Source organism: Pseudescherichia vulneris, from assembly GCF_902164725.1.
Classification (GTDB): Bacteria; Pseudomonadota; Gammaproteobacteria; order Enterobacterales; family Enterobacteriaceae; genus Pseudescherichia; species Pseudescherichia vulneris.
In genome coordinates this window covers 207218-220458 of sequence record NZ_LR607338.1, presented here as the reverse complement: position 1 = coordinate 220458, position 13241 = coordinate 207218, and the positions used below count along the sequence as shown (strand labels likewise).

General features: G+C 52.4%; 11 protein-coding genes and 4 tRNA genes. 14 read left to right on the top strand and 1 reads right to left on the bottom strand.

Going from position 1 to position 13241, the window contains the following annotated elements:
- Positions 1 to 61 precede the first annotated feature (61 nt).
- Together murB and birA are read left to right on the top strand one after the other, a co-directional pair.
- Positions 62 to 1090, top strand: coding sequence for a UDP-N-acetylmuramate dehydrogenase (gene murB, locus FN633_RS00910; protein WP_154056423.1), 1029 nt, complete (start codon positions 62 to 64; stop codon positions 1088 to 1090).
- Positions 1087 to 2049, top strand: coding sequence for a bifunctional biotin--[acetyl-CoA-carboxylase] ligase/biotin operon repressor BirA (gene birA / locus FN633_RS00905; RefSeq protein ID WP_154056422.1), 963 nt, complete (start codon positions 1087 to 1089; stop codon positions 2047 to 2049). Before murB ends, birA begins: the two co-directional genes overlap by 4 nt.
- A gap of 31 nt (positions 2050 to 2080) precedes the next feature.
- Here the strand turns inward: birA and coaA are convergent, their stop codons facing one another.
- Entirely contained in the window at positions 2081 to 3031 is a 951-nt protein-coding gene (gene coaA / locus FN633_RS00900; RefSeq protein ID WP_042396206.1) for a type I pantothenate kinase, read from the bottom strand.
- Between the two features lie 401 nt (positions 3032 to 3432).
- Between coaA and FN633_RS00895 the strand changes: the two genes are divergently transcribed.
- The 12 genes from FN633_RS00895 (at position 3433) to rpoB (ending at position 13176) form a co-directional block, all read left to right on the top strand.
- Positions 3433 to 3508: transfer RNA gene (locus tag FN633_RS00895), tRNA-Thr, on the top strand.
- An 8-nt stretch (positions 3509 to 3516) separates the two neighbouring features.
- Positions 3517 to 3601 (top strand) — tRNA-Tyr (locus FN633_RS00890).
- Positions 3602 to 3716: 115 nt separating this feature from the next.
- Positions 3717 to 3791: transfer RNA gene (locus FN633_RS00885), tRNA-Gly, on the top strand.
- A gap of 6 nt (positions 3792 to 3797) precedes the next feature.
- Positions 3798 to 3873 (top strand) — tRNA-Thr (locus FN633_RS00880).
- Between the two features lie 118 nt (positions 3874 to 3991).
- Positions 3992 to 5176, top strand: a complete 1185-nt coding sequence (gene tuf / locus FN633_RS00875) for an elongation factor Tu (RefSeq protein ID WP_115084474.1) — start codon at positions 3992 to 3994, stop codon at positions 5174 to 5176.
- A 219-nt stretch (positions 5177 to 5395) separates the two neighbouring features.
- A complete protein-coding gene (gene secE / locus FN633_RS00865) occupies positions 5396 to 5779 on the top strand; it encodes a preprotein translocase subunit SecE (protein WP_014068449.1) in 384 nt (127 codons plus the stop codon).
- A 1-nt stretch (position 5780) separates the two neighbouring features.
- The gene (gene nusG / locus FN633_RS00860; RefSeq protein WP_007665882.1) at positions 5781 to 6326 is read left to right on the top strand and encodes a transcription termination/antitermination protein NusG; all 546 of its coding nucleotides are present in this window, start codon (positions 5781 to 5783) and stop codon (positions 6324 to 6326) included.
- Positions 6327 to 6489: 163 nt separating this feature from the next.
- On the top strand, positions 6490 to 6918 hold the full coding sequence (gene rplK / locus FN633_RS00855) for a 50S ribosomal protein L11 (RefSeq protein ID WP_042395618.1): 429 nt from the start codon (positions 6490 to 6492) through the stop codon (positions 6916 to 6918).
- Between the two features lie 3 nt (positions 6919 to 6921).
- Positions 6922 to 7626 carry a 50S ribosomal protein L1 gene (gene rplA, locus FN633_RS00850; protein WP_154056420.1) on the top strand — a complete coding sequence of 235 codons (705 nt, stop codon included), beginning with the start codon at positions 6922 to 6924 and terminating at the stop codon, positions 7624 to 7626.
- A gap of 270 nt (positions 7627 to 7896) precedes the next feature.
- Positions 7897 to 8394 (top strand): 50S ribosomal protein L10, encoded by a 498-nt coding sequence (gene rplJ, locus FN633_RS00845; RefSeq protein WP_001207203.1) that lies wholly within the window; start codon positions 7897 to 7899, stop codon positions 8392 to 8394.
- 66 nt (positions 8395 to 8460) lie between these two features.
- Positions 8461 to 8826 carry a 50S ribosomal protein L7/L12 gene (gene rplL / locus FN633_RS00840; protein ID WP_003033114.1) on the top strand — a complete coding sequence of 122 codons (366 nt, stop codon included), beginning with the start codon at positions 8461 to 8463 and terminating at the stop codon, positions 8824 to 8826.
- 321 nt (positions 8827 to 9147) lie between these two features.
- The gene (rpoB, locus tag FN633_RS00835; RefSeq protein WP_154056419.1) at positions 9148 to 13176 is read left to right on the top strand and encodes a DNA-directed RNA polymerase subunit beta; all 4029 of its coding nucleotides are present in this window, start codon (positions 9148 to 9150) and stop codon (positions 13174 to 13176) included.
- Positions 13177 to 13241: the final 65 nt, after the last annotated feature.

Genomic DNA, 13241 nt, shown 5'->3' with positions numbered 1-13241 from the left:
CACAAGCGAACATCCTGCATATGGGGTACACTAGCCCTGTTTTTGTCTTTGGATGGCGTCTATGAATCACTCCCTTAAACCCTGGAATACCTTTGGCATTGCGCATAATGCGAATCACATCGTGCTTGCCGACAATGTGCAACAGCTCCTTAGCGCCTGGCAGAATGCGGTGCAGATCCAACAGCCCGTATTAATTCTGGGCGAAGGGAGTAACGTTCTCTTTCTGAATGATTTTGCTGGTACGGTGATTGTTAACCGCATTATGGGTATCGATACCACTGAAAAACCCGATGCATGGCATCTGCACGTTGGCGCAGGGGAGAACTGGCACCGGCTGGTTCAATATACGCTGGGTAAAGGGATGGCCGGCCTGGAGAATCTGGCCCTGATCCCGGGCTGTGTAGGCTCATCACCCATTCAAAACATCGGCGCGTATGGCGTTGAGCTACAGCGCGTATGCGACTATGTCGACTGCGTTGAGCTTGCGACTGGCCATATTCAGCGCCTTACCGCTCAAGAGTGCCGATTTGGCTATCGGGACAGCATCTTTAAGCATGAGTATCAGCATAGTCATGCCATCATTGCAGTGGGCATACGCCTGAAAAAAGTCTGGCAGCCGGTGCTGACCTATGGCGATCTGGCACGCCTCGATCCGGCTACTGTTACGGCACAGGACGTTTTTGATACCGTCTGCAATATGCGAATGAGCAAGCTTCCCGATCCAAAAGTAAACGGTAACGCAGGAAGCTTCTTTAAAAACCCCGTAGTAAGCGCAGAGGTGTCGCAACAGCTGCTGAGTCACTATCCTGATGTGCCGCACTATCCTCAGGCCGATGGTACCGTCAAGCTCGCTGCCGGCTGGCTTATCGATCGTTGCCAGTTAAAAGGCACGGCAGTAGGCGGTGCAGCTGTACACCGCCAACAGGCGCTTGTGCTTATCAATGAAAACCAGGCGACCAGCAAGGATGTGGTAGATCTGGCGCATCATGTACGTCAGCAGGTGGGAGAAAAATTCAACGTCTGGCTGGAGCCAGAAGTGCGATTTATTGGCCCAACGGGAGAGGTGAATGCTGTGGAGATCATTGCGTGAAGGACAATACTATTCCATTAACCCTGATTTCAATTTTAGCCGATGGCGAGTTCCATTCAGGAGAGCAGCTGGGTGAGCGCCTGGGAATGAGCCGGGCGGCCATTAACAAGCACATTCAGACCCTGCGCGACTGGGGCGTTGATGTCTTTACCGTACCGGGAAAAGGCTACAGCCTACCGGAGCCTATCCAGCTGCTAAACCAAGAGTTCATTAGCAGCCAGATAAACCAGGGTCAGGTTGCCGTGCTGCCGGTTATTGATTCAACGAACCAGTATTTGCTGGATCGTATCGGCACCTTACAGTCAGGCGATGCCTGTGTTGCCGAGTATCAGCAGGCGGGACGGGGTCGGCGCGGGCGTAAATGGTTCTCTCCTTTCGGGGCGAACCTCTATCTCTCCATGTTCTGGCGTCTTGAACAGGGCCCTGCGGCAGCGATTGGTCTGAGCCTGGTGATTGGTATCGTGATGGCAGAAGTGTTGCGCGATCTGGGTGCCAGCCAGGTACGTGTGAAATGGCCCAACGATCTCTATCTGCAGGATCGCAAGCTCGCCGGTATTCTCGTTGAGCTGACGGGAAAGACGGGCGATGCAGCACAGATCGTTATCGGGGCAGGGATCAATCTGGCGATGCGGAAGGTTGAATCTGACGTTATTAACCAGGGATGGATCAATCTTCAGGAAGCGGGGATCGCCATTGATCGTAATACCCTTGCCGCGCGGCTAATTAACGATTTACGCGCTGCGTTGGAGCTGTTCGAGCAGGAGGGGTTAACCCCTTATCTTTCTCGCTGGGAAAAGCTGGATAACTTTATTAACCGTCCGGTCAAACTTATTATTGGTGATAAAGAGATCGTAGGTATTTCACGCGGAATAGATACACAAGGCGCACTGCTGCTTGAGCAAGACGGAGCGATCAAAGCGTGGATGGGCGGTGAAATTTCGTTAAGAAGCGCGGAATAATAGTGAACCAGGGAGCGTAGCGCTCCCTTTTTTATTTGCGTAACCGTACCTGCTCAACCGCATGATTAGCGCTTTTGGTCATGATCAGGCTAGCGCGCTCACGAGTAGGTAAGATGTTCTCTTTCAGATTCAGGAAGTTAATTTCCTGCCAGAGGGAGGTCGCGACCTTCACCGCTTCCTCTTCAGAGAGCTTCGCATAGCTATGGAAGTACGAGTCCGGATTGCTAAACGCACCTTCACGGAATTTTAAAAAGCGATTGATATACCAGCGCTGTAATAGATCTTCCGGAGCGTCAACGTAAATAGAGAAATCGACAAAGTCTGATACAAATACATGGTGCGGATCGTGAGGATAATCCATTCCGCTCTGCAATACGTTCAGACCTTCGAGAATTAAAATATCGGGATGGGTAACCGTCTTATCCCCATCGGGAATAACATCATAAATAAGATGAGAGTAGACCGGGGCAGTCACATCCGGCACGCCCGATTTGAGATCGGAAACGAACTTCACCAGTCGGTGCATATCGTAGGACTGAGGAAAGCCTTTCTTCTTCATCAGGCCACGATCTTTAAGCACTTGGTTAGGATGCAAGAAACCATCGGTGGTAATGAGCTCTACCCGCCGATGCTCAGGCCAGCGGCTCAGCAGCGCCTGCAATACGCGAGCGGTCGTACTTTTCCCTACGGCCACGCTGCCGGCAATGCTGATGATATACGGGATGCGTTGCCCGTTAGTACCCAAGAACTGCTCCAGTACGGCCTGACGGCGCAGGTTAGAACTGATATAGAAATTGAGTAAACGCGACAGAGGCAGATAGATCTCTGCAACCTCTTCAAGGGAGAGATCTTCATTAATACCTTTTAACCGCGCAATTTCCCCTTCCGTCAGGGTCATCGGCACCGAGTCACGAAGTGCAGCCCACTGGCTGCGGTTAAACTGTAAGTAAGGCGTCATTAACGTTTGCTCTGCTGCATTCATAAGCATGTTTCTGCGTGCCATTTATCGTCACCGTTCCGAGGATAAACGTTCAGCGATGCGCAGTCCTGAAAGACAGCTCAATAGCACGCTACATTGAAGTTTATTATGGACAATGGGCAGGAGGGTAACATCAGATTGCAGGTAAGGATAAGAAAAAATAGTGGCGAAGAGTGCTTTCACTGATGCGCATCACGTAACAGGATCGGCTCACAGTGATTTCGCCGCGTTTTGACATTCTCTTTCCTCTTCAAGACGCGATAAAACGTTGAATATTTGTTCACCATTGCATGAAATGACAGCATTTTTTCATGTCAGCGCACAAAATGTGAGCAAGAGAACGTTTTATGCGATTTTTTTGTTGCATGAACCCGCTGGGCTCCCTAGAATGCGCGCTACTTGATGCCGACTTAGCTCAGTAGGTAGAGCAACTGACTTGTAATCAGTAGGTCACCAGTTCGATTCCGGTAGTCGGCACCATCAAGTCCGGTGGGGTTCCCGAGCGGCCAAAGGGAGCAGACTGTAAATCTGCCGTCACAGACTTCGAAGGTTCGAATCCTTCCCCCACCACCACTTTCTGGCAGCGTAATTGCCGCCTGAGCTGGTTAAAAAATTAAGCAGCTCGAACATAAAAAGAGAGCAATCTCTTTTTTGTTACAGAAAGAACTGGGTAGCCGAGTTTCAGGATGCGGGCATCGTATAATGGCTATTACCTCAGCCTTCCAAGCTGATGATGCGGGTTCGATTCCCGCTGCCCGCTCCAATACGTGCTGATATGGCTCAGTTGGTAGAGCGCACCCTTGGTAAGGGTGAGGTCCCCAGTTCGACTCTGGGTATCAGCACCACTTCACTTCTCCCTCCCGTTTCTCTCTGTTTACATTTAAAAGCATTCAACAAGTCGGGCATGTTGCCTGGTTGATGTGGTGATATCACCGATTTATCCGTGTCTTAGAGGGACAATCGATGTCTAAAGAAAAGTTTGAACGTACAAAACCGCACGTTAACGTCGGTACTATCGGCCACGTTGACCATGGTAAAACAACGCTGACCGCTGCCATCACTACCGTTCTGGCTAAAACCTACGGTGGTTCTGCTCGTGCATTCGACCAGATCGATAACGCACCGGAAGAGAAAGCTCGTGGTATCACCATCAACACCTCTCACGTTGAGTATGACACCCCGACTCGCCACTACGCACACGTAGACTGCCCGGGCCACGCCGACTATGTTAAAAACATGATCACCGGTGCTGCGCAGATGGACGGCGCGATCCTGGTTGTTGCTGCGACTGACGGCCCGATGCCGCAGACCCGTGAGCACATCCTGCTGGGTCGTCAGGTAGGCGTTCCGTACATCATCGTGTTCCTGAACAAGTGCGACATGGTTGATGACGAAGAGCTGCTGGAACTGGTTGAGATGGAAGTGCGTGAACTTCTGTCCCAGTACGACTTCCCGGGCGACGACACCCCGATCATTCGTGGTTCTGCGCTGAAAGCGCTGGAAGGCGAAGCTGAGTGGGAAGAGAAAATCGTTGAGCTGGCTGGCTACCTGGATTCCTACATCCCGGAACCAGAGCGTGCGATTGACAAGCCGTTCCTGCTGCCGATCGAAGACGTATTCTCCATCTCCGGTCGTGGTACCGTTGTTACCGGTCGTGTAGAGCGCGGTATCATCAAAGTTGGTGAAGAAGTTGAAATCGTGGGTATCAAAGATACTGCGAAATCTACCTGTACCGGCGTTGAAATGTTCCGCAAACTGCTGGACGAAGGTCGTGCAGGCGAGAACTGCGGCGTTCTGCTGCGTGGTATCAAGCGTGAAGAGATCCAGCGTGGCCAGGTTCTGGCTAAGCCGGGCTCAATCAAGCCGCACACCAAGTTCGAATCCGAAGTGTACATCCTGTCCAAAGACGAAGGCGGCCGTCACACTCCGTTCTTCAAAGGCTACCGTCCGCAGTTCTACTTCCGTACAACTGACGTGACTGGCACCATCGAACTGCCGGAAGGCGTTGAGATGGTTATGCCGGGCGACAACATCAAAATGGTTGTTACCCTGATCCATCCGATCGCGATGGACGACGGTCTGCGTTTCGCAATCCGTGAAGGCGGCCGTACCGTTGGCGCGGGCGTTGTTGCTAAAGTTCTCAGCTAATCGCTGATAACATTTGACGCAATGCGCATGAAAAGGGCATCATTTGATGCCCTTTTTGCACGCTTTCGAACCAGAACCTGGCTCATCAGTGATTTTTTTTGTCATAATCATTGCTGAGACAGGCTCTGTAGATGGCGTAAGAGCCGGAGCATTTCGGTTAGGTTTGCCTCGCATCCGCGGGGCAAAATGTTTTTCTGAATTCTTGTGACAGGTTGGTTTATGAGTGCGAATACCGAAGCTCAAGGGAGCGGGCGCGGCCTGGAAGCGATGAAGTGGGTTGCCGTTGCTGTCTTGCTGATCGTAGCTATCGTTGGCAACTACCTCTATCGTGACATGATGCTGCCGTTACGCGCGCTGGCAGTAGTAATTCTTATTGCTGCAGCGGGTGGTGTCGCGCTGTTGACGACAAAGGGTAAAGCGACCGTTGCTTTTGCCCGTGAAGCGAGAACCGAAGTCCGTAAAGTGATTTGGCCAACTCGCCAGGAAACGTTGCACACTACTCTGATTGTGGCCGCAGTGACCGCTGTTATGTCACTTATCCTGTGGGGACTGGATGGTATTCTGGTTCGCCTGGTATCCTTTATCACTGGCCTGAGGTTCTGAGATGTCTGAAGCCCCTAAAAAGCGCTGGTACGTCGTTCAGGCGTTTTCCGGTTTTGAAGGCCGCGTAGCGACTTCGCTGCGTGAGCATATCAAATTACACAATATGGAAGAGCTGTTTGGCGAAGTTATGGTGCCGACCGAAGAAGTGGTCGAGATCCGTGGCGGCCAGCGTCGCAAAAGCGAGCGCAAGTTCTTCCCAGGTTACGTTCTGGTCCAGATGGTCATGAACGATGCTAGCTGGCACCTGGTGCGCAGCGTGCCGCGCGTGATGGGCTTTATCGGCGGTACGTCAGACCGTCCGGCCCCGATCAGCGACAAAGAAGTTGACGCTATCATGAACCGCCTGCAGCAGGTTGGCGATAAGCCGCGTCCGAAAACCCTGTTTGAGCCGGGTGAAATGGTCCGTGTTAACGACGGTCCGTTTGCTGACTTTAACGGCGTGGTGGAAGAGGTGGACTACGAGAAGTCCCGCCTGAAAGTTTCTGTCTCTATCTTCGGTCGTGCGACGCCGGTAGAGCTGGACTTCGGCCAGGTCGAAAAAGCCTAATAACCCAGGCGATCAAAAAAGCGACGATTTATCCGTTGCACAAGGCGCGAGATTGGACTACAATTTCGCGCCTTTTGTTTTTATGGGTCACGTACCCGTAAGACACACTGTTTATCACGGGGAGCTTCATTGAAGCGCTATTACCCATATTGAGGATTTAAGAATGGCTAAGAAAGTCCAGGCCTACGTCAAGCTGCAGGTTGCAGCTGGCATGGCAAACCCGAGCCCACCGGTTGGTCCGGCTCTGGGTCAGCAGGGTGTTAACATCATGGAATTCTGTAAAGCGTTTAACGCCAAAACTGATTCCATCGAGAAAGGTCTGCCGATTCCGGTTGTTATTACCGTTTACGCTGACCGTTCTTTCACTTTCGTTACCAAAACGCCTCCGGCAGCTGTACTGCTGAAGAAAGCGGCTGGTATCAAGTCTGGTTCCGGCAAGCCGAACAAAGACAAAGTGGGTACAATTACTCGCGCTCAGCTGCAAGAAATTGCACAGACTAAAGCGGCGGACATGACTGGTGCAGACGTTGAAGCGATGACTCGCTCCATCGAAGGTACTGCTCGTTCCATGGGCCTGGTAGTGGAGGGTTAAGAAATGACTAAACTGACCAAGCGCATGCGTGTAATCCGTGAGAAAGTTGATGCGACCAAACAGTACGACATCAACGAAGCTATCGCTCTGCTGAAAGAACTGGCTACCGCTAAATTCAACGAAAGCGTTGACGTTGCTGTTAACCTCGGCATCGACGCGCGTAAATCTGACCAGAACGTTCGTGGCGCAACCGTACTGCCTAACGGCACCGGTCGTTCCGTTCGTGTAGCCGTATTTGCCCAGGGCCCGAACGCTGAAGCAGCTAAAGCTGCTGGCGCTGAGCTGGTAGGTATGGAAGATCTGGCTGATCAGATCAAGAAAGGCGAAATGAACTTTGACGTTGTTATTGCTTCCCCGGATGCAATGCGCGTTGTTGGCCAGCTCGGCCAGGTTCTGGGCCCGCGGGGCCTGATGCCGAACCCGAAAGTCGGTACCGTAACCCCTAACGTTGCTGAAGCGGTTAAGAACGCTAAAGCAGGTCAGGTTCGTTACCGTAACGACAAAAACGGCATCATCCACACCACCATCGGTAAAGTGGACTTTGACGCTGACAAACTGAAAGAAAACCTGGAAGCCCTGCTGGTTGCGCTGAAAAAAGCAAAACCGACTCAGGCGAAAGGCGTGTACATCAAGAAAGTTAGCATCTCCACCACCATGGGTGCAGGTGTTGCGGTTGACCAGGCTGGTCTGACTGCAGTGGCGAACTAATATTCGCCTTTACGTGGGCGGTGGATTTGTCTACAATCTTCGCCCACGAAAGATTTTCGGTTGGAGCCTGGCCTAATCCAGGCCTCCGTCCAAGACCGCAGGTGTCTCGCAAGAGACTTAATTCCCTGCGTAGACGGTGACAGAACCTGAAGACATTTTTTAAGTATCTTTGGCTTGTTTCTGCTCACCGTATTTAGACGCTCCCTTCTTTGAGGGGAGTGAAGTGAGTTCCAGAGCATGAGCTCTGGCAAACATCCAGGAGCAAAGCTAATGGCTTTAAATCTTCAAGACAAACAAGCGATTGTTGCTGAAGTCAGCGAAGTAGCCAAAGGCGCGCTGTCTGCAGTAGTTGCGGATTCCCGTGGCGTTACTGTAGATAAAATGACTGAACTGCGTAAAGCAGGTCGTGAAGCTGGCGTTTACATGCGTGTTGTTCGTAACACCCTGCTGCGCCGCGTAGTTGAGGGTACTCAGTTCGAGTGCCTGAAAGACACGTTTGTTGGTCCGACCCTGATTGCATACTCTATGGAACACCCGGGCGCTGCTGCTCGTCTGTTCAAAGAGTTCGCGAAAGCGAATGCAAAATTTGAGGTTAAAGCCGCAGCCTTTGAAGGTGAGTTGATCCCGGCATCGCAAATCGATCGCCTGGCAACCCTGCCGACCTACGAAGAAGCAATTGCACGCCTGATGGCAACCATGAAAGAAGCCTCTGCAGGCAAACTGGTTCGCACTCTGGCTGCTGTACGCGATGCGAAAGAAGCTGCTTAATCGCAGTTATCTTTATCAAGCATCTGCTTACGTATAAACTTATTCTGATATTCAGGAACAATTTAAATGTCTATCACTAAAGATCAAATCATTGAAGCAGTATCCGCTATGTCCGTAATGGACGTTGTAGAGCTGATCTCTGCAATGGAAGAAAAATTCGGTGTTTCCGCTGCTGCTGCTGTAGCTGTTGCTGCAGGCCCGGCTGAAGCTGCTGAAGAGAAAACTGAATTCGACGTTATTCTGAAAGCCGCTGGCGCTAACAAAGTTGCTGTTATCAAAGCAGTACGTGGCGCAACTGGCCTGGGTCTGAAAGAAGCTAAAGACCTGGTAGAATCTGCTCCTGCCGCTCTGAAAGAAGGCATCAGCAAAGACGACGCCGAAGCTCTGAAAAAATCTCTGGAAGAAGCTGGCGCTGAAGTTGAAGTTAAATAAGCCAACCCTTCCGGTTGCAGCCTGAGAAATTAGGCTGATGGCTGGTGACTTTTTAGTCACCAGCCTTTTTGCGCTGTAGGGTGTTAGTAGCGTTTCACACTGTTTGGCTACTGATCTCCCTCACAATGCTTGTTTCTATCGACGACTTAATATATTGCGACAGCGCCTGCGCACTGTGTAAATCGCGACGAAATGGTTTAAGCGTGATAGCAACAAGCATTGCGGAAAGTGCTCCACTTTCCGGTCAACAAAATAGTGTTGCACAAACTGCCCCCGTCGTCGGGCAGATGGGTCGACTTGTCAGCGAGCTGAGGAACCCTAATGGTTTACTCCTATACCGAGAAAAAACGTATTCGTAAGGATTTTGGAAAGCGTCCGCAAGTACTGGACATTCCTTATCTCCTTTCTATCCAGCTTGACTCGTTCCAGAAGTTTATCGAGCAAGATCCTGAAGGACAATATGGTCTGGAAGCGGCGTTTCGTTCCGTGTTCCCGATCGCGAGCTACAGCGGTAACTCCGAGCTGCAATACGTCAGCTACCGTCTGGGCGAGCCTGTCTTTGATGTGAAAGAGTGCCAGATCCGCGGCGTGACCTACTCGGCACCGCTGCGCGTAAAACTGCGCCTGGTGATCTACGAGCGCGAAGCGCCGGAAGGCACCGTTAAAGACATCAAAGAGCAAGAAGTTTACATGGGCGAAATTCCGCTCATGACCGATAACGGTACCTTTGTTATTAACGGTACTGAGCGCGTCATCGTGTCTCAGCTTCACCGTAGTCCTGGCGTATTCTTTGACAGCGACAAAGGTAAAACGCACTCTTCAGGTAAAGTCCTGTATAACGCGCGCATCATTCCTTACCGTGGCTCATGGCTGGACTTCGAGTTTGACCCGAAAGACAACCTGTTCGTGCGTATCGACCGTCGCCGTAAGCTGCCTGCGACCATCATCCTGCGCGCGCTGAACTATACCACTGAGCAGATCCTTGACCTGTTCTTTGAAAAAGTCACTTTCGAAATCCGCGACAACAAGCTGCAGATGGAGCTGGTCCCGGAGCGTCTGCGTGGCGAAACCGCCTCGTTTGATATCGAAGCCGACGGCAAAGTGTATGTCGAAAAAGGCCGCCGTATTACCGCGCGCCACATTCGCCAGCTGGAAAAAGATGAGATCAAACTCATCGAAGTACCGGTTGAATACATTGCGGGCAAAGTGGCTGCAAAAGATTACGTTGATACCTCCACCGGCGAGCTGATCTGCCCGGCGAACATGGAGCTGTCTCTGGATCTGCTGGCTAAGCTGAGCCAGTCCGGTCACAAACGTATCGAAACGCTGTTCACCAACGATCTGGATCACGGTGCGTACATGTCGGAGACGATTCGCGTCGACCCGACCACCGATCGCCTGAGCGCGCTGGTAGAGATCTACCGCATGATGCGTCCTGGTGAGCCGCCGACCCGTGAAGCCGCGGAAAGCCTGTTTGAGAACCTGTTCTTCTCCGAAGACCGCTACGATCTCTCTGCGGTCGGTCGTATGAAGTTCAACCGTTCTCTGCTGCGTGACGAGATCGAAGGTTCCGGTATCCTGAGCAAAGATGACATCATTCAGGTGATGAAGAAGCTCATCGGTATCCGTAACGGTATTGGCGAAGTGGATGATATCGACCACCTCGGCAACCGTCGTATCCGTTCCGTAGGCGAAATGGCGGAAAACCAGTTCCGCGTTGGCCTGGTCCGTGTTGAGCGTGCGGTAAAAGAGCGTCTCTCTCTGGGCGATCTCGATACCCTGATGCCTCAGGATATGATCAACGCCAAGCCGATCTCTGCGGCAGTGAAAGAGTTCTTTGGCTCCAGCCAGCTGTCCCAGTTTATGGACCAGAACAACCCGCTGTCTGAGATCACGCACAAGCGTCGTATCTCTGCACTGGGCCCGGGCGGTCTGACCCGTGAACGCGCAGGCTTTGAAGTTCGAGACGTACACCCGACTCACTACGGTCGCGTATGTCCTATCGAAACGCCTGAAGGTCCGAACATCGGTCTGATCAACTCCCTGTCCGTGTACGCACAGACTAACGAATATGGCTTCCTTGAGACGCCGTACCGTAAAGTCACCGACGGCGTTGTGACCGACGAGATCCATTACCTCTCTGCTATCGAAGAGGGTAACTACGTTATCGCCCAGGCGAACACCAACCTGGACGAAGAAGGTCGCTTTGTTGATGACCTCGTTACCTGCCGTAGCAAAGGCGAATCCAGCTTGTTCAGCAACGACCAGGTTGACTACATGGACGTTTCCACCCAGCAGGTGGTTTCCGTCGGTGCGTCCCTGATCCCGTTCCTGGAACACGATGACGCCAACCGTGCATTGATGGGTGCGAACATGCAACGTCAGGCGGTTCCGACCCTGCGCGCTGATAAGCCGCTGGTAGGTACCGGTATGGAACGTGCTGTTGCCGTTGACTCCGGTGTAACTGCGGTGGCTAAACGTGGCGGTACCGTTCAGTACGTGGATGCGTCCCGTATCGTTATCAAAGTTAACGATGACGAGATGTACCCGGGCGAAGCGGGTATCGACATCTACAACCTGACCAAGTACACCCGTTCTAACCAGAACACCTGTATCAACCAGATGCCGTGTGTCTCTCTGGGTGAGCCAATCGAACGTGGCGACGTGCTGGCAGACGGCCCGTCCACCGACCTTGGTGAGCTGGCGCTGGGTCAGAACATGCGCGTAGCGTTCATGCCGTGGAACGGTTACAACTTCGAAGACTCCATCCTCGTTTCCGAGCGTGTGGTCCAGGAAGACCGTTTCACCACCATCCACATTCAGGAACTGGCGTGCGTGTCTCGTGACACCAAGCTGGGGCCGGAAGAGATCACCGCTGACATCCCGAACGTGGGTGAAGCTGCGCTCTCTAAACTGGATGAATCCGGTATCGTTTACATCGGTGCGGAAGTGACCGGCGGTGACATTCTGGTGGGCAAGGTAACGCCGAAAGGTGAAACCCAGCTGACCCCAGAAGAGAAGCTGCTGCGTGCGATCTTCGGTGAGAAAGCGTCTGACGTTAAAGACTCTTCTCTGCGCGTGCCAAACGGTGTGTCCGGTACGGTTATCGACGTTCAGGTCTTTACTCGCGATGGCGTAGAGAAAGACAAACGTGCGCTGGAAATCGAAGAGATGCAGCTGAAGCAGGCGAAAAAAGACCTGTCTGAAGAACTGCAGATCCTCGAAGCTGGCCTGTTCAGCCGTATCCATGCCGTGCTGGTATCCGGTGGCGTTGAAGCTGAGAAGCTCGACAAACTGCCGCGCGACCGCTGGTTGGAGCTGGGCCTGACCGACGAAGATAAACAGAATCAGCTGGAACAGCTGGCTGAGCAGTATGACGAACTGAAACACGAGTTCGAGAAGAAACTCGAAGCGAAACGCCGCAAAATCACTCAGGGCGACGATCTGGCACCGGGCGTGCTGAAGATTGTTAAAGTGTATCTGGCCGTTAAACGTCAGATCCAGCCGGGTGATAAAATGGCGGGTCGTCACGGTAACAAGGGTGTTATCTCTAAGATCAACCCGATCGAAGATATGCCTTACGATGAGAACGGCACGCCGGTCGACATCGTACTGAACCCGCTGGGCGTACCGTCTCGTATGAACATTGGTCAGATCCTCGAAACTCACCTGGGTATGGCTGCGAAAGGTATCGGCGAGAAAATCAACGCCATGCTGAAGCAGCAGGAAGAGGTCGCGAAACTGCGCGAGTTCATCCAGCGTGCGTACGATCTGGGCACTGACGTTCGCCAGAAAGTTGACCTGAATACCTTCAGCGATGAAGAAGTTCTGCGTCTGGCTGAAAACCTGCGCAAAGGTATGCCAATCGCAACGCCGGTCTTCGACGGTGCGAAAGAGTCTGAAATCAAGGAGCTGTTACAGCTGGGTGGCCTGCCGACGTCTGGTCAGATCACGCTGTTCGACGGTCGTACCGGCGAGCAGTTCGAGCGCCAGGTTACCGTTGGCTACATGTACATGCTGAAACTGAACCACTTGGTTGATGACAAGATGCATGCGCGTTCTACCGGTTCTTACAGCCTGGTTACTCAGCAGCCGCTGGGTGGTAAGGCGCAGTTCGGTGGTCAGCGCTTCGGGGAGATGGAAGTGTGGGCGCTGGAAGCATACGGCGCGGCATACACCCTGCAGGAGATGCTCACCGTTAAGTCTGATGACGTGAACGGTCGTACCAAGATGTATAAAAACATCGTGGACGGCAACCATCAGATGGAACCGGGCATGCCTGAGTCCTTCAACGTACTGTTGAAAGAGATTCGTTCGCTGGGTATCAACATCGAACTGGAAGACGAGTAACTCTCGCTCAAACAGGTCACTGGTGCTGGGGTAACACCCGGCACCAGATTGTGCTAACTCCGACG

Coding starts and splice junctions, on each gene's coding strand:
- secE (WP_014068449.1), top strand. CDS start 5,396: ATGAGTGCGAATACCGAAGCTCAAGGGAGCGGGCGCGGCCTGGAAGCG.
- tuf (WP_115084474.1), top strand. CDS start 3,992: ATGTCTAAAGAAAAGTTTGAACGTACAAAACCGCACGTTAACGTCGGT.
- rplL (WP_003033114.1), top strand. CDS start 8,461: ATGTCTATCACTAAAGATCAAATCATTGAAGCAGTATCCGCTATGTCC.
- rplA (WP_154056420.1), top strand. CDS start 6,922: ATGACTAAACTGACCAAGCGCATGCGTGTAATCCGTGAGAAAGTTGAT.
- coaA (WP_042396206.1), bottom strand. CDS start 3,031: ATGAATGCAGCAGAGCAAACGTTAATGACGCCTTACTTACAGTTTAAC.
- rpoB (WP_154056419.1), top strand. CDS start 9,148: ATGGTTTACTCCTATACCGAGAAAAAACGTATTCGTAAGGATTTTGGA.
- rplK (WP_042395618.1), top strand. CDS start 6,490: ATGGCTAAGAAAGTCCAGGCCTACGTCAAGCTGCAGGTTGCAGCTGGC.
- nusG (WP_007665882.1), top strand. CDS start 5,781: ATGTCTGAAGCCCCTAAAAAGCGCTGGTACGTCGTTCAGGCGTTTTCC.
- rplJ (WP_001207203.1), top strand. CDS start 7,897: ATGGCTTTAAATCTTCAAGACAAACAAGCGATTGTTGCTGAAGTCAGC.
- murB (WP_154056423.1), top strand. CDS start 62: ATGAATCACTCCCTTAAACCCTGGAATACCTTTGGCATTGCGCATAAT.